Source organism: Pseudomonas spirodelae, from assembly GCF_034653255.1.
Lineage (GTDB): Bacteria > Pseudomonadota > Gammaproteobacteria > Pseudomonadales > Pseudomonadaceae > Aquipseudomonas > Aquipseudomonas spirodelae.
Genome location: NZ_JAYEET010000042.1, coordinates 40,503 through 65,133, shown reverse-complemented (window position 1 = coordinate 65,133; position 24,631 = coordinate 40,503). Strand labels below are relative to the sequence as shown.

The following is a 24,631-nucleotide window of genomic DNA, read 5'->3' as shown; positions in this document are numbered from 1 at the left end:
TAATATCAGTGCTTTATGCCAAGCATTAAGCCGCTTAACCTGATTCGCTAGCGCTCTAGAAAGTCCATCAGCACCTTCACGGTGCGCTCGGGATCCTCTTCTTGGGGCACGTGCCCCAGCTCATCAAACAGCACCAAGCGGCTGCCTTTGATATCGCGCTTGAAGCGCTCGGCGTTGACCACTGGAATCAACTCATCACGGCCGCCCCAGATAATCAGGGTCGGCGTGTTGATCTCGCTAATACGGCTGTAATTGCGCCCGCCTTCGGCCTGAATAAAGCGCTGACGCAGGGCGCCGCGATTACCGGCGCGCAAGGCCAATTCGTAATAGCGATCAATCAGCGCATCCGTGACTTTATTCGGGTCGCCATAAACGTTGCGCACACTGGCCTCAATCACCGGCCGGGGCAGCAGATTGGCCATCAAGGGCGCCAGTTCGGGGATCTGCGCCAGACGAAAAGCAATGGGCACAGAGGTGGCATTGCGTGGATAACCAGCGGCATCCACCAGTACCAGACGCTCGACCCGCTGCGGGTAATCGAGGGCAAACTGCCAAGCCAGCTGGCCGCCAAAGCTGTTGCCCGCCAGCACCGCACGCGGCACCTGTAACTGGTCCAGCACGTGGGCAAGGAACTGGCTGTAATGCTCAATTCGGTAATCGTTATCGGGGAACGGTCCGGTCAAACCAAAGCCGGGTAGGTCCAGGCTGATAACCCGGCGTTTGTCCTGCAACGCCGCCACCCACCCCTCCCAAGTGTGCAGACTGGCCGAGGTGCCATGCAGCAGCACAATCGGTGCGGGGTCATCGCGCGGGCCTTGATCACGCAGGTGCACCAGCATGCCGTCGATGGCCACGAACTGCGAAGGCGGCAAGGCCCAGCGTGGTTTGAGGTCAGCCACCGCGCGATCCGGTGCCCAGTTCCAGGCAACCGCAGCGGTCAGTGCAATTAACGTCAGCAACACAACACTGCAGAGAACCGTGGCAAAACGCTTCATGGAGAGTCCTTGTGGTTAAAACAGAGCAAAGCCAATAGTAGTCAATGCCGGGCGCCCTGCCCGCGCAGCGAAAAGAGGCCAGCGCCGCCGCTTTTCGCGGACGAAAAAAAGCCCCGATGTGCCGGGGCTTGAGGCGTGATGCGCCGTTTTGCGACGCACACGAAACCAGCGAAGGTTAGACCAGGCTCATCAGGGCATCACGGCTGAACGGCAGAATGTCCTGCTCGCGACCATCGCGTACTTTTACCGCCCAGTCTGGGTCAACCAGCAGTGCGCGGCCTACGGCTACCAGGTCGAACTCCTGCTTGTTCAGACGCTCCAGCAGGTTTTCCAAGCTGGCCGGCTGGGCCACCTTGTCGGTGTTGACCATAAACTGCAGGAACTCGCCGTCCAGGCCGACGCTGCCGACGGTGATGGTTGGCTTGCCAGTCAGCTGGCGCGTCCAGCCGGCCAGGTTCAGCTCGGAGCCGTCGAATTCCGGCTCCCAGAAGCGCCGCGTCGAGCAGTGGAAAATATCCACGCCGGCATCCGACAGCGGCTTGAGGAAAGCCCCCAGCTCTTCCGGTGTCTGCACCAGACGTGCGCTGTAATCCTGCTGCTTCCACTGCGAGAAACGGAAGATGATCGGATAGTCCGGGCCCACGGCGGCGCGTACGGCCTGGATCAGTTCGATGGCAAAGCGCGAACGCTGGGCCAGGTCGCCACCGTATTGGTCGGTGCGTTTGTTGGTGCCTTCCCAGAAGAACTGGTCAACCAGATAACCGTGCGCACCGTGGATTTCCACGCCGTCCATGCCGATGCTTTGGGCATCTTTGGCGGCCTGGGCGAACGCGGCGATCACTTCGTTGATGTCGTCCTGGGTCATGCCGTGAACCACGACAGTACCGTCTTTGATTTTTTCGCTCGGGCCATAGCCTGGGACGCTAGCGTCTGGCTCGGTGCCCAGCTTGCGCACATTACCCACGTGCCACAGTTGCGGAACGATCTTGCCGCCTTCGGCGTGCACCGCCTCAACCACTTTCTGCCAGCCGGCCAGGGCGTCTTCACCGTAGAAACGCGGCACGTTCGGGTAACCGTTGGCGGCTTTGTGGCCCACTGTGGTGCCTTCGGTGACGATCAGGCCAACGCCCGCAGCAGCGCGGCGGCGGTAATACTCGATGACTTTGCTGTTGGGTACGCCACCCGGCGAGAAAGAACGGGTCATCGGCGCCATGACCACACGGGTCGGCAGCTCCAGGTTGCCCAGGGTGAAAGGTTGGAACAGCGCTTTAACGGGATCGCTCATCAGTATTCCTCTGGCCGGGCAGGTGACCGGTCGTCTAGTTCAAGGTGTTTTAAAAATCAGGCCCGCAGCAACAGCTGCAGACGCTGGATAAAGTCATTGAGTGCTTGGGTGTTGTTCGCCACTTTGAGCCGGGTCAAAGCGCCTTGCCAGGCATTGGCGATAAAGCTCGCCAGGTTGCGGCAATCCTCATGGGCAGGCAGTTCACCGGCAGCCTGCGCCTGCTCAAGGCAGCGCTGCAGGGTGTCTGCCGAGGACTGCAGAATCGCATCGACCTGCAGGCCCAGCGCGGGTGACAGCTCGGCCATCTCGAAGCTCAGGCTGCCGATAAAGCAGTGATATTCCAGGCGTTCCTGACGGGCGAAGTGCTCCACCAGCTCGGCGTAATAACCGATGATGCGCTCGCGCGGGTTCAATGCAGGATTGGCCAGCGCTTCGGCATAACGCGCCAGACGCGGCTGATAGACCTGCTGCAAGGCCTGCAGGGCAAAGTCTTCCTTGCTGGCGAAGTAGTGGTAGAAGGAGCCTTTGGGCACCCCAGCTGCCTGCACGATTTCCTGCACGCCGGCACCGTGATAACCACGACGGGTCATCACCTCGGCACCTTTGGCGAGGATCAGGTCACGCTTGTCGAGTCGGATGCTAGTGTTCATGCCGGCAAGAATATGACCGGTCGTCTCGCCCCGCCCAGCACTATTGATTTACGTGATTATCAGCAAGAAGCAGCGCGGGTTTTAGAAACAACAAAGCCGCGAACAAGTCGCGGCCCAGTCGAGAGAGATATAGAACCTGTTCAATGTCTCGCGAGCTAGAGCCATGCAAGGCAAAAGCAGGTGAGGAAGCGGAGTTTACGACTGTAAATGAGCATTCCGAACCTGCTTTTAACGCAGCAGGGCCGACGCGCAGCAGACGTTGAGCTGGTTCTTAGCCGCGAGCGGCTTTGATCACGTCAACATAGGGTTCGGCAAAGCGTTGATCTTGAATCAGCGCGATAAAGTCATTGCCCTGGGCGTCTTTAGCATTCAGGTCGTAGCCCGACTCAACGAAGAACCCAACAAACCGCTCGAAGTCATCAATACGCAGGCCGCGGTAGGCCTTGACCAGCTTGTGCAGCGACGGCGGCGTGGCATCAGCCGGTTCCACGCTGAGGAACAGCTTGATCGGCTCGTCACCAATCTCTTCGCCAATCACCTGTTTCTTGTCTTTACGCATCACTCACTCCAGCTAACCAGGCCACACGGGGCCGGCAGTGTACCCCCGGGGCGGGCAATGGCTCAACGCATGCAACTCAGCCGTTTTGCCTAACACGCGCCTCGATCAGGCAATAGCCGACTTAGGTCAACACAGCACGCTGCGCCCGGCTTCTATACTGCGCCAAGCCTCCTAAACCAAACAAGAAGGAGTCACTATGTCGCTGCCTTTACCGCCGCTGTTCTCTGCCTGGCGCCAGACCTTGCGCGCCGGCTACAGCTGGAAACACCTGCGCAGCGACCTGAGCGCCGGTGTAACCGTCGGTATCATCGCCATTCCGCTGGCCATGGCCCTGGCGATTGCCGTCGGCGTGGCGCCGCAACACGGCCTGTATACGGTGCTGGTGGCCGGCACGCTGACGGCCCTGTTTGGCGGTTCGCGCTTCAACGTTTCCGGGCCGACCGCCGCCTTTGTAGTGATTCTGCTACCGATCACCCAGCAATTCGGCCTCGCCGGCCTGCTGCTGTGCACCCTGATGGCCGGGGTAATCCTGATTGCTCTGGGGCTGATGCGCGCCGGACGTTTGATCGAATTTATCCCCTACCCGGTGACGCTGGGGTTTACCGCTGGCATCGGCATCGTCATCGCCACCCTGCAGATCAAAGACCTGCTGGGCCTGCGCCTGGCCGGCGAGCCGCACAACTACATCGAACAACTCAACGGGCTGCTACATGCCCTGCCCAGCCTGCAAGTGGGTGACTGCCTGGTGGCGCTGGTATGCCTGGCGGTACTGCTGACGTGGACACGCTGGGTGCCAAAAATACCCGGGCATCTGGTGGCGCTGACTGTTGGCGCACTGCTCGGCCTGCTACTGGAAAGCCTGCAGATACCGGTGGCAACCCTTGGCGAACGCTTCAGCTACAGCCTCGATGGCATCCAACACCCTGGCATTCCGCCGTTTCTGCCAAGCTTTGTCTGGCCCTGGCAGTTGCCCGGTGCCGATGGCCAGCCGCTGACGGTGAGCTTCGAGCTGTTCCGCCAACTGCTGGCACCGGCCTTTGCCATCGCCATGCTCGGAGCCATCGAATCGCTGCTCTGTGCAGTGGTCGCCGACGGCATGACCGGCAGCAAACACGACCCCAATGGTGAGCTGATCGGCCAGGGCATCGGCAACCTGGTCGCGCCGCTGTTCGGCGGCATCACCGCCACCGCCGCGATTGCCCGCAGCGCCGCCAACGTCCGCGCCGGGGCTTACTCTCCGTTGGCCGCCATCGCCCACGCCGGCGTGGTGCTGATCGCTATTCTGTTTCTCGCCCCTTTGTTCAGCTACCTGCCGATGGCGGCACTGGCGGCCTTGCTGCTGATAGTGGCGTGGAACATGAGCGAGCCACGTCATGTACGGCACACCCTGCGCATCGCCCCGCGCAGTGACGTGCTGGTGTTGCTGACCTGCCTGATACTTACCGTGCTGTTCGATATGGTGCTGGCCGTGGGTGTCGGCCTGCTGCTGGCGGCCGGGCTGTTTATCAAGCGCATGAGCGACCTGACCGATACTGAAGCGCTGCCCAAGCACTTTCATCAGGCGCTTAATGACCTGCCCGAACATGTGCTGGCCTACGCCATTCGCGGCCCGCTGTTCTTCGGCGCTGCAGAGAAAGCCCTAAGCGTACTCAGGCGCTTTACCCCAGGAGTGAGGGTCGTGATCGTCGATATCAGCGCTGTGCCGCTGCTGGACATGACCGCCCTGGCGGCGCTGGAGAATGTACTGCGCGACTACCGCGAGCAGCATGTAGGCCTAGTACTGAGCGGGCCGACACCGCAGGTGCGCCTGCAATTACGCCGCGCGGGAATCGTGCGCGTTGAGGGGCAGCTGGCCTATGTGCGCGATCTACTGCAAGCCCGAGAAAAGGCCCTGCGCTGGCTGGCGCCACAGGCTGATGAGGAATCAACGGAAGAGTAGCCCGGATGCAATCCGGGGAAATCAGCAACGTAGGGTGGATAACGCGCAGCTTATCCGCCATGGACCTTGTTGGTAGAAAACGCTTCGCGGTTTTCCACCCTACAGTGGCCGTGCTTAAAGACCTTTAACCGCGTAGATACCCGGCGCATTGCGCCAGTAGCCTTTGTAATCCATGCCGTAACCAAACACATAGCGATCCAAGCAGGACAGACCGACGTAATCAGCCTTGAGATCAGGGCGGGCCTTACGGTCGTGGGCCTTGTCTACCAGCACAGCGATGCGCACGTTCTTGGCGCCGGCATGACGGCAAAAGTCGATGATGGCACCGAGGGTGTGCCCTTCATCGAGGATGTCATCGATGATCAGCACCTCACGGTCTATAAAGGAGATTTCCGGTTTGGCCTTCCAGAACAACTCACCGCCGCTGGTTTCATTGCGGTAGCGGGTGGCGTGCAGGTAGGACAACTCCAGCGGGAAGTTGAGCTTGGGCAGCAGTTTGCCGGAGAAGATCAGGCCGCCGTTCATCACGCAGAACACCACGGGATTGCTGTCGGCCATCTCACTGTTGATGACTGCTGCCATGGCGTCGATAGCCACCTCGACCTCGGCATTGCTGTGCAGACAATCGGCTTCGGCCATGACTTGGCGGATATGCGCGAGATCGACGGACATGCTGTTTCCTCTTGGGAGCGGGGACGTTCAGACCAAAAAGCTGATCGATGCGTCAAAATAAAAGCCGGCAAAGGTACGCATCTGCACCGCACAGAGCAAGTGCGGCCAGACCAACTGCGGTAATTGTCTGCAAGCACAGCTAATCATCGACACATTAGCCGCTATTTAGCGACATTAGGCCATCTTGGCGCAGCACGAGGCAGCGCCAATGCATTAATCTAAGCGCGAATTTTGCCCGTCCTGCCGGAGACCCCTGCCCATGCCCATCCTTGAGATCCGCCACCCGCTGATCCGTCACAAACTCGGCCTGATGCGCCGCGCCGATATCAGCACGAAGAACTTCCGCGAACTGGCCCAGGAAGTCGGCGCACTGCTGACCTACGAGGCGACCAAGGATCTGCCCCTGGAGAGCTACGAGATCGAGGGCTGGTGTGGCACCGTGCAGGTGGAAAAAATCTCCGGCAAGAAAATCACCGTGGTGCCGATCCTGCGCGCTGGCATTGGCATGCTCGAAGGCGTGCTCAGCCTGATTCCCGGCGCCAAGGTCAGCGCCGTGGGCGTGGCGCGCAATGAAGAAACCCTGCAGGCGCACACCTACCTGGAAAAGCTGGTGCCGGAAATCGACGAGCGCCTGGCCATGATCATCGACCCGATGCTCGCCACGGGTAGCTCGATGGTGGCGACCATCGAGCTGCTGAAAAAAGCTGGCTGCAAGGAAATCCGCGCCATGGTGCTGGTCGCTGCACCGGAAGGCATCAAGGCCGTCAACGACGCGCACCCGGACGTGACGATTTATACCGCGTCCATCGACCAGTGCCTGAACGAGCATGGCTACATCATTCCTGGCCTCGGTGATGCGGGCGACAAGATCTTCGGCACCAAGCAGAAGGACGCCTAATTCATGAGCGATGAATACAACGACCCACTCTGGCGCCAGGGCATTTCTGGCGCACAGATGTTGTTCGTGGCCTTCGGCGCACTGGTGCTGATGCCGCTGATCACCGGCATGGACCCTAACGTCGCCCTGTTCACTGCGGGCATCGGCACCCTGTTGTTCCAGCTGGTGACCGGTCGCCAGGTGCCCGTCTTCCTGGCCTCCAGCTTTGCCTTTATTGCGCCGATTCTCGCCGCCAAAGGCGAGTTCGGTTTACCGGCCGTACTCGGTGGCATCGTCGCCTCCGGCTTGGTGTATATCCTGCTCAGCGCCGTGGTACGGATCAGGGGCGCGGGTTTTATCGACCGCCTGCTGCCACCCGTGGTGATTGCCCCGGTGATCATTTCCATCGGCCTGGCGCTGTCGCCTGTGGCGGTGAATATGGCCATGGGCAAGGCCGGTGATGGCAGTGCGCAACTGATTCCGTATGAAATCGCCATGCTGATTTCGATGTCAGCGCTGATCACCACCGTGCTGGTCGCTGCGATGGGCAGGGGCCTGCTGCGCCTGGTGCCGATTCTCGCGGGGATTATCGCCGGCTGCGTGGTCGCGGCCTTGTGTGGGGTGATCGACACCAGCCAAGTCGCTGCAGCACCTTGGTTGGCCCTGCCGGCCTTCGTCGCCCCGGAGCTGCACTGGGGGGCGATTCTGTACATCGTGCCAGTCGCTCTGGCGCCCGCCATTGAGCACATTGGCGGGGTCATCGCGATTGGCAGCGTCACCGGCAAAAACTTTATCAAGAAGCCAGGCCTGCACCGCACCTTGCTTGGCGACGGCCTGGCCACCTCGGCAGCTGGCTTGCTCGGCGGCCCGCCCAACACCACCTATGCGGAAGTCACCGGCGCGGTGATGCTGACCAAGAACTACAACCCGAAGATCATGACCTGGGCCGCCTGCTTTGCCATCGGCCTGGCCTTTGTCGGCAAATTCGGCACCGCCCTGCAGAGCATTCCCGTACCGGTGATGGGTGGCATCCTCTGCCTGCTGTTTGGCTCCATCGCGGTGGTCGGTTTGAACACCCTGATCCGCCATCAGGTCGACCTGTCCGAGGCGCGCAACCTGATCATCGTCTCGATCACCCTGGTGTTCGGCATTGGCGGCATGGTCATGGGTAACAGCGACTTCGCCTTGTCTGGCATCTCGCTGTGCGCCATTACGGCACTGCTGCTCAACCTGCTGCTGCCCGGCGGCGAAGGCTGGCGCAGCAAAACCGTGCTGGAAGAGCCCGACCTGTAAATCGCATCCACTAAAAAGCCCCGCTTCTGCGGGGCTTTTTTATGCAACTAACTATCTAGAGCTTGTTTACGATCTCGCGAGCTAGAGCAATGCAAGGCGCTACGCCAGTAACAGCCTTCGGCTGGTCTAACCGGCGAGGAAGCGGACTGGGCTCGCACGCGAGTGTACTTTTGTACATGAGCATTACTCGCTTCACTCGCCCTTCGGGTCGCGCTAAAGCGCGTTGCCGCAAGCGGCTTCCGACCGGGCGGGGGCACCAGCCGGTTTTTAACGCAGCAGGGCCGACGCGCAGCAGATCGTAACAGGCTCTAAGCAGGATTGGCCGACCAGCCCTGCAAGCGCACCAAACTTTCGCGGTAGGGCTTGAGGCCCATGCTCAACAGCACAATGGAGCTGAACACCGCAAAAGCGGTAACGATCAGCAGCGAGTAACGCAGGGCGTTGTCATCGGCAAATACATAGTCGGTGACCAACGCCACCGCCGTCGGGCCTATGCCCAGGCCGATCAGGGTGATCACAAACAGGTAGATCGCCGAAGCCTGGCCGCGCATTGAGTTAGGCATGATCTCCTGAATGGCCGCCGGGGCCACGCCAAACGGCATGCTCAGGAAGAACACCGTCGGTGCCATCAGCACCGCGGCCCACAGCGCACTGTCCATCAGTGGGAAGGTCAGCACACAGGGCACGGCACCCAACGCGGCATACAGGCCGACGCGCATGTTGGCGTCACTGCTGCCACGCTTGACCATCCAATCCGCTAGGCGACCACCGAAGACGATGCCCAGGCAACCAAACACCGCGACAATGCTGCCGTAGACGATGCCCACCTGACCGGCATCCCAGCCATAGGTGCGAATAAAGAAAGTCGGCACCCAGGCGGCACTGCCATAGCCAGCAAACGCCAGGCCGGCAAAACCGAAGTTATGGCACAGCACGGTGCGCCGGTTAGCACGGATATAACGACCAACGTCCGCCAACGGCACCGCCACCCCGGCACCAACACCGCGCCGCGCCGGCTCCTTGACCGCCAACATAAGCAAGGTGAACAACACCCCAGCCGCGCCGAGAATCAGGAAAATCAGCTGCCATGGGCGCACCTCGCCGAATACCGGCAGCATCACATCGCCCTGGGCCGAGGCAAATTTGATCACCAGGCCGCCGAGCAAAAACGCGATACCGGAGCCGAGGTAAACCCCCATCGAATACACGCTGATGGCTGTGGCACGGCGCTCGGCTGGGAAACTGTCGGCAATCAGCGAATAGGCCGCTGGCGACAACGCGGCCTCGCCCACACCCACACCAATGCGGCAGATCAGAAACTGCCAGTACAGCTTGGCCATGCCGCAGGCCGCGGTGGCCGCACTCCAGAACAGCACGCCAATGGCAATCAACCCGCGACGGCTTTTGGTGTCAGCCAGACGGCCCAGTGGAATCCCGCAGACGGTATAGAACAGCGCAAATGACAAGCCCATCAGCAGGCTCATCTGCGTGTCACTGATCATCAAATCGCGGCGAATCGGGCCGACCAACAGGTTGAGAATCTGCCGATCGATAAAGGACAGCACATACGCCACCATCAGGATGGCGACAGTCACCCAGGCACGGGTGGAAGAGGGATAGCCGTTATTGTTGTTGGGCACTGGCAGTCTCCTCGGCACCGCTGGTGCGGTGCACGACGGTTGAAAGAACTGCCAGCTTAGGCCGAGATACAGGGCAATGAGTATCGCCCTTAGGTGTTATCAATCAGACGAATGCGCGGCATCCCTTCGAGCGAATGACAGCCGCGCCACATTCAGTTAGAGCATCAATGGAGCGCGTTCACTCAGGGTTTTCAACGCGGCCACCCAGCTTGGATGATCATTCAGGCACGGTACCAGCTGCAGGCTCTCGCCGCCCGCCTCGACAAACTGTTCGCGGCCACGGTCGCCAATTTCTTCCAGGGTTTCGATGCAGTCAGCGACGAAGGCCGGGCACATCACCAGCAACTTCTTCACCCCCTTCGCGGCCAGTTCATCGAGGCGTGCCTCGGTGTAGGGTTCAATCCACTTGGCACGGCCCAAGCGCGACTGGAACGACACCGACCACTGCTCGGGTTTTAGCCCCATGCGCAGGGCAAACAGCTCGGCGCTGCGCAGGCACTGCGCGCGGTAACAATTGGCCAGCACCTCGGGTGAGGCCGTACGGCAGCAATCATCGCCCTTCAAGCAATGGCCCGTGGCGTCCAGCTTGTGCAAGTGCCGCTCCGGCAAGCCGTGAAAACTCAGCAGCAAATGGTCGAAGTCCTGCTCCAGATAGGGCTTGGCACTGTCGACCAGAGCATCCAGATATTCAGGCTGATCATAGAACGGCGGCAGGATGGAGAAGCGTATTGGCAGCTGCTGCTCACGCACCACCCGCTTGGCTTCCTCAATCACTGTGGTGGTGGTGCTGTCGGCAAACTGCGGGTACAGCGGCGCCAAGGTGACCTGCTTGATGCCCTGACTGGCCAGGCGGGTCAGCACGGTTTGCAGTGACGGCTCACCGTAGCGCATGGCCAACTCAACCGGGCCGTGCGTCCAGGATGTTTTCATCGCCTGTTGCAAGCGCTTACTCAACACCACCAGGGGCGAGCCGTCTTCCCACCAGATCGAGGCATAGGCATGCGCCGACGCCTTGGGACGGTTGATCAGAATCAGTGAAACGATCAGCCGGCGCAGCGGCCAGGGCACATCAATCACATAGGGGTCCATAAGGAACTGGTTGAGGTAGCTGCGCACGTCAGCCACGGAGGTGGAGGCAGGTGAACCCAGATTCACCAGTAACAAGGCGTGATCGGTCATGCGTAATCCTAGTTAGGCTGGCCCAGCAAATCCGCCAGTGCCACATCCAAATGAGTGAAACGAAAACTAAATCCTTGGTCCTGCAGGCGCGTCGGCAAGGCGCGCTGGCCGCCTAACAGCAACTCTGCCAGTTCGCCCAACGCCAGGCGCAGGACAAACGCCGGGGCCGGAATAAAGGCCGGCCGATGCAGCTCACGGCCCAGCGCCTGGCTGAAGGCGCGGTTACGCTCAGGCGTCGGCGCGCAGGCATTATAAGGACCGCTGGCCTCCTGCTGCTGCAGGAGAAAATCAATCAGGGCGATTTGATCGTCAATGTGAATCCACGGCATCCACTGCCGACCATCGCCCAGAGGGCCGCCCAAGCCGAGCTTGAACGGTAATAACAGACGTTTTAGAAAACCACCGTCACATGCCAATACCAACCCGGTGCGCAGCAGCACCACACGCATGCCCAGGGTCTCGGCACGCCGGGCGGTTTCTTCCCAGGCGCCGCACAGTTGCGCGGCAAAGTCCTCGCTGACGGGCGGTGAATCCTCATGCAGCTCGCGCTCGCCGCCGTCGCCATACCAGCCCACTGCCGAACCAGACAGCAACACGCCCGGCTTTTGCTCACGGCTTTGCAGCCAGGCCAGCAGTTGTTCGGTCAGGCCAATTCGGCTGGCCCATAACAGCGCTTTGCGCTTGCGTGTCCAGGGACGATCGGCAATCGGCGCGCCCGCCAGGTTGACCACGGCATCCAGCGGTTCTTCGGCCAATTCTTCGAGCCGAGCAATACCGCGCACGGCCTCACCACACAGGGCTTTTACCTGCTCGGGACGACGGCTCCACACCGTCAGCTGGTGGCCTTGCTGCAACCAATACCGGCACAGCGCGCGGCCGATTAAACCCGTACCACCCGTCAGAAGTATGTGCATCCGTTGTTCCCTCGCATGGCCGTTGCATCGCCTTTGCATAAATGACCGCTCTTGGCGGATTTATGCGCTGCTGTGGCTTTAATCCGGCCACAGGTTGTCTTAACTATAGAAAAGACCGGACATATATCGGACTAGCTTATACACAAAAACAATATTGTATAGCTTTTGTCTAAAGCGTAGCCTAACGCTTGAACACATGAGGTAGACCATGACCACTCTTCTCCCGATCGCCATTATCGGCACCGGCATTGCCGGGCTGTCTGCCGCACAGGCGCTGCATGCCGCCGGCCACCCGGTGCAACTGTTCGACAAGAGCCGCGGCAGTGGCGGGCGCATGTCCAGTAAACGCAGCGATGCCGGCGCACTGGACCTCGGCGCACAGTACTTCACCGCCCGCGACCGCCGCTTCGTCGACGTGGTGCAGCAATGGCAGGCCCGCGGCTGGGTCGCCGAATGGACCCCAAGTCTCTACAACTTCAATAACGGCCAGCTCACCGCCTCGCCAGATGAGCAGGTGCGCTGGGTCGGCAGCCCACGCATGAGTGCGATTACCCGCGCCATGCTCGGCGCCCTGCCGGTGAACTTCTCCTGCCGCATCACCGAAGTGTTTCGCGGCGAGCAGCATTGGCACCTGCAGGACGCCGACGGCAATAGTCACGGCCCGTTCAGCCACGTCATCGTCGCCACCCCGGCACCACAAGCCAGCCCCCTGCTGTCGAGCGTGCCGAAACTCGCCGGCGCGGCCGCCAGCGTGCCCATGGACCCAACCTGGGCGGTCGCATTGGCATTCCCCACCGCGCTGGAGACCCGGGTTGAAGGCTGCTTTGTGCAGGACAGCCCGCTCGACTGGCTGGCCCGCAACCGCAGCAAGCCCGGACGCGACACACAACTCGACACCTGGGTGCTGCACGCCACCAGCCAGTGGACCAAGCAACACTTGGACATGCCCAAAGAAGCGGTGACTGAACACCTGCTAGGGGCGTTTGCCGAACTGATTGGTTGCGCCGTGCCCGCCCCGGCGCTCAGCCTGGCGCATCGCTGGCTCTATGCGCGCCCCGCTAGCGCGCATCAATGGGGGGTACTGGCCGATTCTGACCTGGGTATTTACGCCTGCGGCGACTGGTGCCTGTCTGGCCGTGTCGAGGGCGCCTGGCTGAGTGGCCAAGAAGCCGCCCGGCGACTGCTCGAGCACCTGCAATGACTCCTCAAGCACGCAGTAAGCCGGCCAAACACCGGCTTAACCCGCGCAAGCTGCTGCTGTCGAAATGGACCGCCACACAGCCGCAGAACCGCGAGAAGCATTTCCTCGTCACCGAACTGTTCTGTGACGAGGAAGGCACGGTGCTGCAGATCGAACTGCAGGCCGTACTCAATCAGCGCTGCCAGCGTCTTGACTGGCGCGTGCTGGAAAACTCCGAGCAGTGGCGCATGGGCTGGAAGTAATCGCCCCACAAAGCCATACCGTAGTTGTACAAATATATTGACTTGTACAATTACAGTCCTATGATGAACCCAAGTTGTACATCCACCAGGATCTGTACAAGTCGTCATAGGAGGTTGCCCATGCGCTCACCAGAAACCATCACCGGCAAACCCAAACTGGGCATCAGTGCCTGCCTACTGGGCTCCGAAGTTCGCTATAACGGCGGGCACAAGGAATCGCGCCTGTGTAGCCGCACACTCAGTGAATACTTTGATTTCGCCCCCGTGTGCCCCGAAGTGGGGATAGGTATGAGCATCCCCCGTGAGCCGATTCGCCTGGTCGGTGACGCGCAAGCGCCGCGCGCGGTGGGCACTGTTAACCGCGAGGTGGATGTCACTGCACCGTTGACCGCTTACGGCGAGCGCATGGCGACTGAACTGACTGATATCTGCGGCTACATCTTTATGCAGCAGTCACCGTCCTGCGGCCTGCATCGGGTCAAGGTTTACCAGGACAACGGCCGCCCCAGCGAACCAGGCCGCGGCATCTTCGCCGAGGCGTTTTGCGCCCGCCATCCCAACCTGCCCGTGGAAGAAGACGGCCGCCTAAACGACCCGGTCCTGCGCGAGAACTTCATCACCCGCGTCTTCGCCTACTCCGAATGGCAACAGCTGCTGCGCGATGGCTTGAGCCGCCAAAGCTTGATTGCCTTCCACTCGCGCTACAAATACCTGCTGATGGCCACTAACCCGCAGCAATACAAGCTACTCGGGCGCATGCTCGGCAACCTCGGCCAGCATGATCTGCATGAGCTGGCGCCGCGTTATTTCAGCGAGCTGATGAGTGCGTTGAAAAGCTGCGCCACCCGCCGCAGCCACAGCAACGTACTGCAGCACATCAGCGGCTACCTCAAGCAGGCCCTGAGCAGCGAAGACAAGCAGGAAATGCAGCAACTGATCGGCCAGTACCGTCACGGTGTGGTGCCGCTGGTGGTGCCCATGACCCTGCTCAAGCACCACTTCCGCCGCCACCCTGACACCTACATCGCGCAACAGGTTTACCTGCAGCCGCACCCGGAAAACCTCAGCTTGCGTAACGCCCTATGAGTCTTGAGTCGAGCCACCCTGAGGCGAGCGCCGACGACTACCAGGCCGCCATCGCCCAGGGTTTTATGCCGATCCGCGATGTCGCGCGCATCACCGGCGTCAACGCGGTCACCCTGCGCGCCTGGGAACGCCGTTACGGCCTGATCGTGCCGCACCGCACCCCCAAAGGTCATCGCCTGTATTCGGATGAACATGTTGCGCACATTCAGGCGATCCTGACGTGGCTCAACCGCGGCGTTTCGGTCAGCCAGGTGAAGGGCCTGCTGCGCAGTAACCAGCCAGCCTTTGCCGAAGCCAGCTCGCAGTGGGAAGCCAAGCGCCAGCAATTGCAGGAAGCCATTTGCAACCTCAACGAGCGCCGCCTGGACGACTGTTTCAACAGCGAGCTGGCGCTCTACCCACCCAACACGCTGTGCGAACAACTGCTGCTGCCGCTGTTTGAGGAGCTTGAGCTGCGCTGGCGCAATCAGTTTGGAGCGCAGGCCGAGCGAGTGTTTTTCTATTCCTGGCTGCGCAGCAAGCTCGGTGCGCGCCTCTACCACAACAACCGCCAGCACAATGGCGCGCCGCTGTTATTGATCAACGTGTCTGACCTGCCCATGGCGCCCGGCCTGTGGCTGACCGCATGGCTGGTGAGCAATGCGGGGGTTGCCGTCGAGGTCTTTGACTGGCCGCTACCACCGCCTGAATTAGCCCTGGCGGTCGAACATATTCAGCCGCGCGCCGTGCTGCTGTATTCCAGCCAGGCGCTGAACAGTACGCACCTGCAACGCCTGCTGGGCGGCTATGACTGCCCTTGCCTGCTGGTCGGCCAAGTGGTGCAGATCCACGCGGACGAACTAAAGGCCATCACCCAGCAGAACGCCGAACTGAGCCTGGCGGGCGACCCGTTGGCAGCGCTGCACAGCCTCACCGACCTCAACCTGCTGCACAGCTGATGGGACATTCCATGCTGCAATTGATGTGGTTCCGCACCGACCTACGGGTCCAGGACAACAGCGCCCTGGCTGCAGCCATGAGCAGCGGCCCGACCGTGGCGCTGTACCTGATCAGCCCTGCCCAGTGGCTGGCGCACGATGACGCGCCAAGCAAGGTCGACTTCTGGCTACGTAACCTGAAAAGTCTGGCCGGCGAGCTGGGCAAACTTAACGTGCCCCTGTTAGTGCGTGAGGCTGACGATTGGAGCGCCGCGCCGCAGGTGATCGGCGAGTTATGCCAGCAACTGCAGATCAGCACGGTGCACGTCAACGAAGAATACGGCGTGCACGAAAGCCGCCGCGATCAGGGCGTGGCCGATGCACTCGATACGCTGGGGATCCACTTCAATAGCCAGCTGGATCAGATCTTCTTCAAGCCCGGCAGCGTGCTGACCAAATCCGGCACCTATTTCCAGGTCTACAGCCAGTTCCGCAAGGTCTGTTATCAGCGGTTGCACAGCGCCTTACCGAGCGTGATCGCCACACCCAAGGCTCAAGATCCTCTGGCGATCAACAGCGATGCCGTACCGGAACAGGTCCCCGGGTTTGCCACCCCCAGCGACACCCTGCGCCAGCTCTGGCCGGCGGGTGAGGCCGAGGCGCGCCGGCGCATGGATGATTTCGCCGCAGAGCAGATCGACTTCTACCAGAGCGCCCGCGACTTCCCCGCCAAACCCGGCACCAGCCAACTGTCCGCGTACCTCGCCGCAGGGGTGATCTCGCCGCGCCAGTGCCTGCATGCTGCGTTGGCCGCCAATCAGGGCGAGTTCGACAGCGGCAACATCGGCGTGGTGACCTGGATCAACGAGCTGCTCTGGCGCGAGTTCTACAAACACATCCTGGTCGGCTACCCGCGGGTGTCCATGCACCGCGCCTTCCGACCGGAAACCGAAGCGCTGGCCTGGCGTGATGCGCCGCAGGAGCTGAAAGCCTGGCAGGAAGGCCGTACCGGCTTGCCGATCATTGATGCGGCGATGCGCCAACTGCTGGCCACCGGCTGGATGCACAACCGTCTGCGGATGATCGTGGCGATGTTTCTGACCAAAAATCTGCTGATCGACTGGCGCGAAGGCGAGCGCTTCTTTATGCGCCACCTGATCGACGGTGACTTGGCGGCGAACAATGGCGGCTGGCAGTGGAGTTCCTCCACCGGCACCGATTCGGCGCCCTACTTCCGCATCTTCAACCCGCTCAGCCAGTCGCAAAAGTTTGACCCTGACGGGCGCTTTCTGCGCCAGTGGTTGCCCGAGCTGGTTGGCCTGAACAAAACCAATATTCATAACCCGGCGGCCATGGGCGGGTTGTTCGGGATTGCCGACTACCCCGCGCCGATTGTCGACCTGAGCAAGAGTCGCGCGCGTGCGCTGGCCGCCTTCAAAAGCCTGCCGCACTTTGCCGGTGAGGAGGCCTCTTGAGCGACTTTCTACGCCAGTTCGCCCAGGACTTTGCCGGGCTGAACAAAGACAACCTCGAGCGCCTGGGCCAGCTCTACAGCGACGACGCGCTGTTTTGCGACCCGCTGCATGAAGTGCGCGGGCTGGCCAATATGCAGCGCTACTTCGCCGAGATGTACGCCAACGTCAGCGAGCTGCGCTTTGACTTCTATGGCTTTGATCAAGCGCGTGAAGGTGAAGGCTACCTGCGCTGGACCATGAGCTACCGCCATCCGCGTCTGGCCAAAGGCCAACTGATCCGCGTGGAAGGCTGCTCGCACCTGCTGTGGCAAGATAAGAAGGTCTATCGTCACCGTGACTACTTCGACGCCGGCAGCCTGCTCTATGAGCATCTGCCTTTACTCGGCTCGGCGATTCGCTGGCTGAAAAGGAGGTTGGCATGAACGCACGCCGTATTTGGTTAACCGGTGCGAGCAGCGGGATCGGCGCAGCACTGGCCGAACAGCTGCTGCAGCAAGGTCATCGTTTAGCCCTCAGCGCCCGCAGCCTTGAGCCATTGCAGGCGCTGGCCAAGCGCTACCCGCAGCAGGTGTTAGTGGTGGCCGGCGATCTCAGTGATGCCACTCAAGTGCAGGCCATTGGCGAGCATATCGCCCAAGTCTGGGGCGCCCTGGATTGCGCCATCCTGAATGCCGGCACCTGTGAGTACGTTGAGGTCAGCAGCTTCGAAGCCGCCATGATCGAGCGGGTGATGCGCGCCAATCTGTTTACCGCCAGCTACTGCATCGAAGCCGCCCTGCCCTTGCTGCGCCTGGGCAACAATCCGCATCTGGTCGGCGTGGGCAGCTCGGTGACCTTTATGCCGCTGCCGCGCGCCGAGGCTTACGGGGCATCGAAAGCCGCCATGCGCTACCTGATGGACACCCTGCGTATCGATCTGCGCGCCGAGAACATTGCCGTCACCCTGGTCAGCCCCGGGTTTGTCGACACCCCGCTGACGCAGAAAAATGACTTCGCCATGCCCATGCGCTGGCCGGTGGATAAGGCCGCCCGCTATATCGCCGAGCGCTTGGCGGCACAGCCTTATGAAATCGCCTTCCCCGGCCCCTTTATTGCCATTCTCAAGCTGCTGGGCCATCTGCCCATGCGTTTGCAAGTGGCCATCGGCGCCCGCCTGGCGCGCACTGAAGCCAAAACCAAGGACAATCCATGAAAATCGCCATTATCGGCAGCGGCATTGCCGGTTTGACCAGCGCCTACCTGCTTAACCGTCGCCACGACATTACGGTATTCGAGGCCAGCGACTGGATTGGTGGGCACACCCACACCGTGGACGTGCAGGTCGATGGCCAGACCTACGCCGTGGACACCGGCTTTATTGTGTTTAACAACTGGACCTACCCGAACTTTATCCGCCTGCTCAACCAGCTAGGCGTCGGCTTCAAGGACACCGAGATGAGCTTCTCGGTCAGCGACCCAGTGAGCGGCGTGGAATACAACGGACATGGCCTCAACAGCCTGTTCGCCCAGCGCAGCAACCTGATTTCACCGAAGTTCTGGGGCATGGTGCGCGACATCCTGCGTTTTAACCGCGAAGCCTTGAACGACCTGAATCAGCAACGTATTGCCCGCGACATGACCCTCGGTGACTACCTCAAGGCCAATGCCTACAGCGAGCGTTTTATCCAGCATTACATCGTGCCCATGGGCGCGGCGATCTGGTCGATGTCTTTGCAAGACATGCTGGCTTTTCCGCTGCAATTCTTCGTGCGCTTCTTCAAAAACCACGGCTTGCTTTCCGTCTGCGACCGCCCGCAATGGTGCGTGATCGAGGGTGGATCGAGCAGCTATGTCGCGCCGCTGACCGAATCGTTCAAGCAGCATATCCGCCTCAACTGCCCGGTCACTCGGGTTGATCGTGATGAAGACGGTGTAACCGTGCACAGCGCACAAGGTAGCGAGCGCTTCGACAAGGTGGTGTTTGCCTGTCACAGCGACCAGGCCCTGGCGCTATTGGCGCAACCGAGCCGGATTGAGACTGAAATCCTCGGCGCACTGCCTTATGCCGACAACGACGTGGTGCTGCACACCGACACGCGCCTACTGCCGAAACGGCCACTGGCCTGGGCCAGCTGGAACTATCGCCTCGGCGGGCCAGTGGATCAGCCCGCAGCCGTGACCTATGACATGAATATTTTGCAGGGCCTTCAGAGCGACACCACCTTCTGCGTAAGCCTGAACCAGACCGCCTTGATTGACTCGAGCAAAATCCTCGCCCGCTACACCTACGCGCACCCGCAATACAGCCTCGCCGGCACACAAGCCCAGGCGCGCTGGGAAGAGCTGCTGGGGGTCAATCACAGCTACTTCTGCGGCGCTTACTGGGCCAATGGCTTCCACGAAGACGGTGTGGTCAGCGCGCTGCGCGTGGCCCGTGAATTTGGTGAGTTGCTGTAGTGAAAAGCCCAACAGCAATGAACAGCGCCCTGTACAGCGGCTGGGTGCAACACCGGCGGTTTAGCCCGCGCCTGCATAACTTCCGCTACCGCATGGGCCTGCTTTACCTGGACCTTAGCGAGCAAGAGCGGGTGCTTGCACTGTCGCCGCTGGCCGGCCGTGGCCGCTTTTCAGCCTTCGCCTTTCGCGAAACCGACTACCTGCCGCAGTTCACCGGCAGCGGCATGCGCCTGATCGACGCCGTGCGCCAACGGGTCAGTGAAGCCCTGGGCCGCACGCCACTGGGCCACATTTGTTTGCTGACTCAGCCACGCAGCTGGGGCCTGGCCTTTAACCCGGCAAGCTTTTTCTATTGCTATGAGGCCGACGGCCATTTGGCGGCGATTCTCTGCGAGGTCAGCAATACCCCGTTCCGTGAGCGCTATCACTATGTCGTGCCGGCCGAGGGTACAGGGCATCAGCATGTGGCCGTGACCAAGGCTTTTCACGTTTCGCCGTTTCTACCGCGCGATCTGGAATACCGCATGAGTTTCAGCCCGGCCGGCGAACGCCTGGGTATTCATATGGCCGACTGGCAGGCGGATGAAAAAATCTTCGACGCCAGCCTCAGCCTGCAACGCACGGAACTGAACCGGGCCAGTCTGCACCGCTACCTGATGCAGTTTCCCTGGATGACCGGCAAGACCGTTGCGGCCATTTACTGGCAAGCCCTGCGCCTGCTACTCAAACGCATCCCCCTGTTCACCCATCGGGCCGCTGAAGGTGATTTCCGCGTTGCCCGCACCGCATCAAAGGACGTCCCCCATGAAAAGCTCTAGCCTTGCGTCTGCCAAACACACCGTGCGCGCCGGCAGCGGCATTGGTGCCAGCCTGTTGCGCCGTGCGGTGCTGCGCCAGCTTAAGCAGTTGCGCCATGGCCAACTGCTGGTCGTCGAAGGTGAAGAACGCTTGGAATTCGGCGACGCCCATTCCAACCTCTGCGCCGAGATCCACGTTCAGGATGGTGCGCTCTGGGGCCTGGTCGCCGGCAATGGCTCGATCGGTGCTGGCGAGGCGTATATCCATGGTTACTGGACGTCCCCAGACCTGACTGCGGTGGTTCGCCTGTTCGTCAGTAACCTCGATGTGCTGGACGCGATGGAAGGCGGTTTAGCCAAGCTAGGGCGCCCACTGATCCAGGGGCTGCACTGGCTTAACCGCAACACTCGCAAGGGCTCGCGCAAGAATATCTCCGCCCACTATGACCTGGGTAACGACCTGTTCGAGCTGTTCCTCGACCCGAGCATGATGTACTCGGCGGCCATGTTCCGCAGCGTCGACGACAGCCTGGAACAGGCGCAACTCAGCAAACTCGAACGCATCTGCCAGAAGCTCGCCCTGAAACCCAGCGATCACCTGCTGGAAATCGGTACGGGCTGGGGCAGCATGGCGATCTACGCAGCCACCCACTATGGCTGCAAGGTCACCACCACCACGCTGTCGCGCGAGCAGTTCGCCTACACCGAGCAACGCATCAAGACGCTGGGGCTGCAGGGGCAAATTACCCTGCTGCTAGAGGATTACCGTGACCTCTCCGGCCAGTACGACAAGCTGGTATCGATCGAAATGATCGAGGCAGTCGGCCACCGCTTTCTGCCCACCTATTTTGAACAGTGTGCGGCCTTGCTCAAGCCTGATGGGTTGATGCTGCTACAAGCCATCACCATCCGCGACCAACGCTATGAACAGGCGAAAAACGCCGTCGACTTTATCCAGCGCTATATCTTCCCCGGCGGCGCGCTGCCGTCGGTGAACAAGATGCTCGACGTTATCAGCACCAAGACCGATATGAACCTGCACCACATGGAAGACTTCGGCCTGCACTACGCACGTACCCTGCGCATCTGGCACGACAACCTGCGCCACGCGCGGCACAAGCTGGAGCAACAGGGCTACGACGATTACTTCTTCCGCCTCTGGGAGTTTTACCTGTGCTATTGCGAGGGCGGCTTTATCGAGCGCACCATCGGCACCGCGCAGCTGCTGCTGGCCAAACCCTCGGCCCGTCCGGCGCCACTTTTGGGAAATCTAGATGGCTAAGTTAATCGTCAACACCCTGCTGTTTCAGCTCGGTTGGTTCGCCTGCGTATTTGGCGGCGACAGCCTGTGGCTGCTGATTGTCGCAGGCGTGGTGGCCGTGCATCTGCTGTGGACCAGCAGTTGGGCAGCCGAAGGCAAGCTGTTGGTCAGCGTGTTTATCGCCGGCAGCGCGCTGGACAGTTTTCTGCTTAACCTCGGGGTGTTTGATTTCGGCGAACCGCGCACCTTGATTCCGCTGTGGCTAGCCTGCCTGTGGCTGCTAATGGCCACCACCCTGAATCATTGCCTGGCCTGGACGGCTCAACCCTGGTGGCGCGGCAGTTTGCTCGGTGCCATCGGCGCACCGCTGTCCTATTACGCCGGTGCACAAATAGCCGGGGTCGGTTTGCCGTATGGCACCTGGCAGAGCCTGTTGCTGATCGGCGCGATCTGGGCCCTGGTCATGCCCGTGCTGCACGGCTTCGCCAAGCTCTACCGTGCGCAATATGAGCAAACTCAAAGAACCCGCAAGCCCGCTTAGATTGCAGCGCCAGCAAACCCCTAGGATTCTTGTAGAGCTCTTCGCTGGGTGGCTAAAAATCACCCACCCTACGTCGGCAGCAGGCGTCGCCATAACGCCGATGGCGTACACTGCGCGGCATGAGCCAAGAGATCCCGCACACCCAATTATCAGACACCCCCGCAGTCAGTTGCAGCAACTGCGCGGCCTGCTGCTGCCAGCTGGAAGTCATGCTGATCACCGATACCGGTGTGCCTAAACGCTATATCGATACTGACGACTGGGGCGGTGAAGTCATGCTGCGCCTGGATGACGGCTGGTGCGCCGCGCTGGATCGCAACACCATGCGCTGCACCATCTACGAGGTGCGCCCGCTGATCTGCCGGGAGTTTGAAACCGCCTCCCCCGAATGCCTGGATGAGCGCAAGGGCATGGCCAGCATCTACCGCTAAATGCGCCGTCTGCTGAGATAAAAAACCGGATTGCTATCCGGTTTTTTTCAACGCTCCCGAGCTCTAGAAGCTCATGCGGTAATGCAGGGTGTAACTCTCAACCCCATCATTAGGCTTTTTAAGCCCAGCGTTCGAGTAATGCAGAGCACGCACGCCGACTTCCTGCCCGGCGAAGCGCACACCGAAACCGATGCGGTCTTCAAACTGGAAGGACGAGCCCAGGTCGTTGTCCTCCAGCTCGGTGCTGCTGAATGCAGCAATACCAATGCCCGCCTCGACATAGGGTTTGAAGCGCTCGCCAGCAAACTCGTAAACGAATACCGGGCTCAGCGACAGGCTGTGGTTACTCGCCGTTTGGTCGCCCTCCCAGTAGGTGTAGGCCCCATCCCAGTAACCGGTCAGGCGACCGACATCACTGGCAAACCAGCTCTGCTGGAAATCAAACTGCGCCCCCAGGCGATAGGTCATGGTCGAGTCCCCGCTTTGCCCAATGGCCACACTCAGGTCCATTGCCTGCACCGCACTCACCGGCCCCCAAGCCAAGGCGGCCAGCGCCGCAAGGGTGATAACTTTTCTCATGGTTATTATCCTTTTCCATTCGATACGAAAAACCGCGTAACCGCTGCCAAAGAGTATAGAAATAGTTAGGGCCGTGAACAGTTCAGCCCTGATAAAACCTATGGCAGTGCACACACCTGGGCCGCTGAACCCCACAGCAAGGGCAGCACGTGCTGCATGGCCTGCGGTTCGGCACTCGACCAAAATTGCGCAGGCTGCGCAGGGCCCGTGGCGAGCAGGTCACGCTCGGCCAACAGCCGCTGCACCTGGCGCGCTACAGCCGCCCCCGTATCGATCAAACTGACCGACTCAGGAACCAGGCGGCGCAAAAGCGGTTTGATGAAAGGGTAATGGGTGCAGCCGAGGATCAGCGTGTCGCACCCTTCAGCCAATAACGGCGCGACATAACCTTGCAACAACTCACGCGTGGCGGCAGCGTCCAGCTCACCGGCTTCGATACGTTCGACCAACCCCGGACAAGGCTGGGTAATCACCCGCACATCACTGGCAAAACGGTCGAGCAAGGCGGCGAACTTGGCGCTTTTCAGCGTACCGGTGGTGGCCAGCACGCCCACCACGCCACTTTGCGTGGCGGCTGCCGCAGGCTTGACCGCCGGTTCCATGCCCACCAACGGCAGCTGCGGGTATAACTCACGCAACTCGGCCACCCCGGCCACCGTGGCAGTGTTGCAGGCCAGCACCAGCGCCTTCGCGCCCTGAGACAGAAGGAAGGCGGCCAGCACCCGGCAGCGCTCGCGGATAAATTCCGGGCTCTTCTCGCCATAGGGCACATGGCCGCTGTCGGCGACATACATCAGCGATTCGTTGGGCAATAAGCTGCGAATCTCGCGCAGCACCGACAACCCGCCAACACCGGAGTCAAACACCCCAATAGGCGCGGCTCTTGATGCGTTACTGGGCATCACTGCCACAGACACTGCAACCCGGATCACGCTTGACCCGCAGCTCACGGAAACGACAGCCCAGCGCATCGATCAATAGCAGGCGACCGACCAGTGGCTCGCCAAACGGTGCCAGTAATTTCAAGGCTTCTAACGCCTGCAGGCTGCCGACCAAGCCCACCAGCGGGCCAGCCACACCGGCTTCGCTGCAGGTCAACTCGGCTTCACTGCCATGGCCGTAGATGCAGTGGTAACAGGGGCTGTCCTCACGGCGCGGATCGAACACCGAGAGCTGACCTTCCAGGCGAATCGCCGCGCCGCTGACCAGCGGCACCTTGGCCGCCACGCACGCGGCATTCACCGCTTCACGGGTGCTGAAGTTGTCCGAGCAATCCAGCACCACATCGACCGCTGCTACAGCGGCGGCCAGCGAGTCACTGTCCAACCCCTGACGATGGGCCTGCAGGCGCAGCTGCGGGTTGAGCGCCAGCAGACGCTGGCTCGCCGAATCGATCTTGCTTTGGCCAATACTGGCGGTGTCATGAATGATCTGCCGCTGCAGGTTGGTCAGGTCGACCGTATCGAAATCCGCCAGGTGCAATTCACCGACGCCGGCCGCCGCCAGATACAGCGCCACCGGTGAGCCCAAACCGCCCAGGCCGACGATCAGCGCGCGGCTGTTTTTCAGGCGCAGCTGCCCGTCGATATCGATCTGTTGCAGGAGAATCTGCCGGCTGTAGCGCAGCAGCTCCTCATCACTCAGCATGTCGTGCGGATTCAT

26 protein-coding genes are annotated in these 24,631 nt (G+C 61.0%); 15 read left to right on the top strand and 11 right to left on the bottom strand.

Translation table 11 applies throughout. From position 1 onward, the window contains the following. Window positions 1–47: 47 nt before the first annotated feature. The 4 genes from SOP97_RS14085 to SOP97_RS14070 all read right to left on the bottom strand — a co-directional run bounded on the left by SOP97_RS14085 (window position 48) and on the right by SOP97_RS14070 (window position 3,489). The gene (locus tag SOP97_RS14085) at window positions 48–995 is read right to left on the bottom strand and encodes an alpha/beta fold hydrolase (protein ID WP_322949672.1); all 948 of its coding nucleotides are present in this window, start codon (window positions 993–995) and stop codon (window positions 48–50) included. Window positions 996–1,170: 175 nt separating this feature from the next. After that, window positions 1,171–2,280 carry an NADH:flavin oxidoreductase gene (locus SOP97_RS14080; RefSeq protein ID WP_322949670.1) on the bottom strand — a complete coding sequence of 370 codons (1,110 nt, stop codon included), beginning with the start codon at window positions 2,278–2,280 and terminating at the stop codon, window positions 1,171–1,173. Between the two features lie 56 nt (window positions 2,281–2,336). Further along, window positions 2,337–2,930, bottom strand: coding sequence for a TetR/AcrR family transcriptional regulator (locus SOP97_RS14075; protein ID WP_322949668.1), 594 nt, complete (start codon window positions 2,928–2,930; stop codon window positions 2,337–2,339). A gap of 271 nt (window positions 2,931–3,201) precedes the next feature. Next, a complete protein-coding gene (locus SOP97_RS14070) occupies window positions 3,202–3,489 on the bottom strand; it encodes a PA4642 family protein (protein ID WP_322949666.1) in 288 nt (95 codons plus the stop codon). A gap of 196 nt (window positions 3,490–3,685) precedes the next feature. On the opposite strand from SOP97_RS14070, the gene dauA reads away from it, so the two are divergent. Beyond that, complete coding sequence (gene dauA, locus SOP97_RS14065; RefSeq protein ID WP_322949665.1) at window positions 3,686–5,428, top strand: C4-dicarboxylic acid transporter DauA; 1,743 nt, start codon at window positions 3,686–3,688, stop codon at window positions 5,426–5,428. A 114-nt stretch (window positions 5,429–5,542) separates the two neighbouring features. Here the strand turns inward: dauA and SOP97_RS14060 are convergent, their stop codons facing one another. Next, window positions 5,543–6,100 (bottom strand): hypoxanthine-guanine phosphoribosyltransferase, encoded by a 558-nt coding sequence (locus SOP97_RS14060; RefSeq protein ID WP_274088831.1) that lies wholly within the window; start codon window positions 6,098–6,100, stop codon window positions 5,543–5,545. Between the two features lie 259 nt (window positions 6,101–6,359). On the opposite strand from SOP97_RS14060, the gene upp reads away from it, so the two are divergent. Then, a complete protein-coding gene (upp, locus tag SOP97_RS14055; protein WP_322949662.1) occupies window positions 6,360–6,998 on the top strand; it encodes a uracil phosphoribosyltransferase in 639 nt (212 codons plus the stop codon). A 3-nt stretch (window positions 6,999–7,001) separates the two neighbouring features. Next, entirely contained in the window at window positions 7,002–8,270 is a 1,269-nt protein-coding gene (locus SOP97_RS14050; RefSeq protein ID WP_274088833.1) for a uracil-xanthine permease family protein, read from the top strand. A gap of 308 nt (window positions 8,271–8,578) precedes the next feature. Here the strand turns inward: SOP97_RS14050 and SOP97_RS14045 are convergent, their stop codons facing one another. The 3 genes from SOP97_RS14045 to SOP97_RS14035 form a co-directional block, all read right to left on the bottom strand. After that, window positions 8,579–9,910 carry a spinster family MFS transporter gene (locus SOP97_RS14045; protein WP_322949660.1) on the bottom strand — a complete coding sequence of 444 codons (1,332 nt, stop codon included), beginning with the start codon at window positions 9,908–9,910 and terminating at the stop codon, window positions 8,579–8,581. A 156-nt stretch (window positions 9,911–10,066) separates the two neighbouring features. Continuing rightward, entirely contained in the window at window positions 10,067–11,089 is a 1,023-nt protein-coding gene (gene hemH, locus SOP97_RS14040) for a ferrochelatase (RefSeq protein WP_322949658.1), read from the bottom strand. A gap of 8 nt (window positions 11,090–11,097) precedes the next feature. Continuing rightward, the gene (locus tag SOP97_RS14035; protein ID WP_322949656.1) at window positions 11,098–12,003 is read right to left on the bottom strand and encodes a TIGR01777 family oxidoreductase; all 906 of its coding nucleotides are present in this window, start codon (window positions 12,001–12,003) and stop codon (window positions 11,098–11,100) included. A gap of 208 nt (window positions 12,004–12,211) precedes the next feature. Between SOP97_RS14035 and SOP97_RS14030 the strand changes: the two genes are divergently transcribed. From SOP97_RS14030 to SOP97_RS13975, 12 genes are all read left to right on the top strand, one after another. Next, on the top strand, window positions 12,212–13,204 hold the full coding sequence (locus SOP97_RS14030; RefSeq protein ID WP_274088436.1) for an NAD(P)/FAD-dependent oxidoreductase: 993 nt from the start codon (window positions 12,212–12,214) through the stop codon (window positions 13,202–13,204). After that, window positions 13,201–13,446, top strand: coding sequence for a TIGR02450 family Trp-rich protein (locus SOP97_RS14025; protein WP_322949654.1), 246 nt, complete (start codon window positions 13,201–13,203; stop codon window positions 13,444–13,446). The genes SOP97_RS14030 and SOP97_RS14025 overlap by 4 nt, the downstream gene beginning before the upstream one ends. Window positions 13,447–13,566: 120 nt before the next feature. Further along, window positions 13,567–14,532, top strand: coding sequence for a YbgA family protein (locus tag SOP97_RS14020; protein ID WP_322949652.1), 966 nt, complete (start codon window positions 13,567–13,569; stop codon window positions 14,530–14,532). Continuing rightward, a complete protein-coding gene (locus tag SOP97_RS14015; RefSeq protein WP_274088439.1) occupies window positions 14,529–15,470 on the top strand; it encodes a MerR family transcriptional regulator in 942 nt (313 codons plus the stop codon). The genes SOP97_RS14020 and SOP97_RS14015 overlap by 4 nt, the downstream gene beginning before the upstream one ends. A 14-nt stretch (window positions 15,471–15,484) precedes the next feature. Then, window positions 15,485–16,924 carry a deoxyribodipyrimidine photo-lyase gene (gene phrB / locus SOP97_RS14010; RefSeq protein ID WP_322949764.1) on the top strand — a complete coding sequence of 480 codons (1,440 nt, stop codon included), beginning with the start codon at window positions 15,485–15,487 and terminating at the stop codon, window positions 16,922–16,924. Beyond that, window positions 16,921–17,346, top strand: coding sequence for a nuclear transport factor 2 family protein (locus tag SOP97_RS14005; protein ID WP_274088440.1), 426 nt, complete (start codon window positions 16,921–16,923; stop codon window positions 17,344–17,346). Before phrB ends, SOP97_RS14005 begins: the two co-directional genes overlap by 4 nt. Then, window positions 17,343–18,116 carry an SDR family NAD(P)-dependent oxidoreductase gene (locus SOP97_RS14000; RefSeq protein ID WP_274088441.1) on the top strand — a complete coding sequence of 258 codons (774 nt, stop codon included), beginning with the start codon at window positions 17,343–17,345 and terminating at the stop codon, window positions 18,114–18,116. Before SOP97_RS14005 ends, SOP97_RS14000 begins: the two co-directional genes overlap by 4 nt. Next, window positions 18,113–19,360, top strand: a complete 1,248-nt coding sequence (locus SOP97_RS13995) for an NAD(P)/FAD-dependent oxidoreductase (RefSeq protein WP_322949648.1) — start codon at window positions 18,113–18,115, stop codon at window positions 19,358–19,360. The genes SOP97_RS14000 and SOP97_RS13995 overlap by 4 nt, the downstream gene beginning before the upstream one ends. Before the next feature lie 17 nt (window positions 19,361–19,377). After that, complete coding sequence (locus SOP97_RS13990) at window positions 19,378–20,178, top strand: DUF1365 domain-containing protein (protein WP_322949647.1); 801 nt, start codon at window positions 19,378–19,380, stop codon at window positions 20,176–20,178. Next, window positions 20,165–21,439 carry a cyclopropane-fatty-acyl-phospholipid synthase family protein gene (locus tag SOP97_RS13985; RefSeq protein ID WP_322949645.1) on the top strand — a complete coding sequence of 425 codons (1,275 nt, stop codon included), beginning with the start codon at window positions 20,165–20,167 and terminating at the stop codon, window positions 21,437–21,439. Before SOP97_RS13990 ends, SOP97_RS13985 begins: the two co-directional genes overlap by 14 nt. Continuing rightward, entirely contained in the window at window positions 21,432–21,959 is a 528-nt protein-coding gene (locus SOP97_RS13980; RefSeq protein WP_322949643.1) for a DUF2878 domain-containing protein, read from the top strand. Before SOP97_RS13985 ends, SOP97_RS13980 begins: the two co-directional genes overlap by 8 nt. Before the next feature lie 119 nt (window positions 21,960–22,078). After that, a complete protein-coding gene (locus SOP97_RS13975) occupies window positions 22,079–22,390 on the top strand; it encodes a YkgJ family cysteine cluster protein (protein WP_322949642.1) in 312 nt (103 codons plus the stop codon). Between the two features lie 63 nt (window positions 22,391–22,453). Here the strand turns inward: SOP97_RS13975 and SOP97_RS13970 are convergent, their stop codons facing one another. The 3 genes from SOP97_RS13970 to SOP97_RS13960 form a co-directional block, all read right to left on the bottom strand. Next, window positions 22,454–22,969 (bottom strand): acyloxyacyl hydrolase, encoded by a 516-nt coding sequence (locus SOP97_RS13970; protein WP_274088447.1) that lies wholly within the window; start codon window positions 22,967–22,969, stop codon window positions 22,454–22,456. Between the two features lie 98 nt (window positions 22,970–23,067). After that, window positions 23,068–23,871: a glutamate racemase gene (murI, locus tag SOP97_RS13965; RefSeq protein ID WP_274088448.1), complete on the bottom strand. Its 804-nt coding sequence runs from the start codon at window positions 23,869–23,871 to the stop codon at window positions 23,068–23,070. Next, window positions 23,861–24,616 carry a molybdopterin-synthase adenylyltransferase MoeB gene (locus SOP97_RS13960; RefSeq protein ID WP_274088501.1) on the bottom strand — a complete coding sequence of 252 codons (756 nt, stop codon included), beginning with the start codon at window positions 24,614–24,616 and terminating at the stop codon, window positions 23,861–23,863. The genes murI and SOP97_RS13960 overlap by 11 nt, the downstream gene beginning before the upstream one ends. Between the last annotated feature and the right edge of the window lie 15 nt (window positions 24,617–24,631).

Excerpts from the sequence above, each read along its gene's own strand:
- SOP97_RS13970 (WP_274088447.1), bottom strand. The coding sequence starts at position 22,969 with ATGAGAAAAGTTATCACCCTTGCGGCGCTGGCCGCCTTGGCTTGGGGG.
- SOP97_RS14020 (WP_322949652.1), top strand. The coding sequence starts at position 13,567 with ATGCGCTCACCAGAAACCATCACCGGCAAACCCAAACTGGGCATCAGT.
- SOP97_RS14030 (WP_274088436.1), top strand. The coding sequence starts at position 12,212 with ATGACCACTCTTCTCCCGATCGCCATTATCGGCACCGGCATTGCCGGG.
- murI (WP_274088448.1), bottom strand. The coding sequence starts at position 23,871 with ATGCCCAGTAACGCATCAAGAGCCGCGCCTATTGGGGTGTTTGACTCC.
- SOP97_RS14075 (WP_322949668.1), bottom strand. The coding sequence starts at position 2,930 with ATGAACACTAGCATCCGACTCGACAAGCGTGACCTGATCCTCGCCAAA.
- dauA (WP_322949665.1), top strand. The coding sequence starts at position 3,686 with ATGTCGCTGCCTTTACCGCCGCTGTTCTCTGCCTGGCGCCAGACCTTG.
- SOP97_RS14025 (WP_322949654.1), top strand. The coding sequence starts at position 13,201 with ATGACTCCTCAAGCACGCAGTAAGCCGGCCAAACACCGGCTTAACCCG.
- SOP97_RS14080 (WP_322949670.1), bottom strand. The coding sequence starts at position 2,280 with ATGAGCGATCCCGTTAAAGCGCTGTTCCAACCTTTCACCCTGGGCAAC.
- upp (WP_322949662.1), top strand. The coding sequence starts at position 6,360 with ATGCCCATCCTTGAGATCCGCCACCCGCTGATCCGTCACAAACTCGGC.
- SOP97_RS14085 (WP_322949672.1), bottom strand. The coding sequence starts at position 995 with ATGAAGCGTTTTGCCACGGTTCTCTGCAGTGTTGTGTTGCTGACGTTA.
- SOP97_RS14000 (WP_274088441.1), top strand. The coding sequence starts at position 17,343 with ATGAACGCACGCCGTATTTGGTTAACCGGTGCGAGCAGCGGGATCGGC.
- SOP97_RS14060 (WP_274088831.1), bottom strand. The coding sequence starts at position 6,100 with ATGTCCGTCGATCTCGCGCATATCCGCCAAGTCATGGCCGAAGCCGAT.
- SOP97_RS14015 (WP_274088439.1), top strand. The coding sequence starts at position 14,529 with ATGAGTCTTGAGTCGAGCCACCCTGAGGCGAGCGCCGACGACTACCAG.
- SOP97_RS13980 (WP_322949643.1), top strand. The coding sequence starts at position 21,432 with ATGGCTAAGTTAATCGTCAACACCCTGCTGTTTCAGCTCGGTTGGTTC.
- hemH (WP_322949658.1), bottom strand. The coding sequence starts at position 11,089 with ATGACCGATCACGCCTTGTTACTGGTGAATCTGGGTTCACCTGCCTCC.
- SOP97_RS13960 (WP_274088501.1), bottom strand. The coding sequence starts at position 24,616 with ATGCTGAGTGATGAGGAGCTGCTGCGCTACAGCCGGCAGATTCTCCTG.
- SOP97_RS13995 (WP_322949648.1), top strand. The coding sequence starts at position 18,113 with ATGAAAATCGCCATTATCGGCAGCGGCATTGCCGGTTTGACCAGCGCC.
- SOP97_RS13990 (WP_322949647.1), top strand. The coding sequence starts at position 19,378 with ATGAACAGCGCCCTGTACAGCGGCTGGGTGCAACACCGGCGGTTTAGC.
- SOP97_RS13985 (WP_322949645.1), top strand. The coding sequence starts at position 20,165 with ATGAAAAGCTCTAGCCTTGCGTCTGCCAAACACACCGTGCGCGCCGGC.
- SOP97_RS13975 (WP_322949642.1), top strand. The coding sequence starts at position 22,079 with ATGAGCCAAGAGATCCCGCACACCCAATTATCAGACACCCCCGCAGTC.
- SOP97_RS14070 (WP_322949666.1), bottom strand. The coding sequence starts at position 3,489 with ATGCGTAAAGACAAGAAACAGGTGATTGGCGAAGAGATTGGTGACGAG.
- SOP97_RS14035 (WP_322949656.1), bottom strand. The coding sequence starts at position 12,003 with ATGCACATACTTCTGACGGGTGGTACGGGTTTAATCGGCCGCGCGCTG.
- SOP97_RS14050 (WP_274088833.1), top strand. The coding sequence starts at position 7,002 with ATGAGCGATGAATACAACGACCCACTCTGGCGCCAGGGCATTTCTGGC.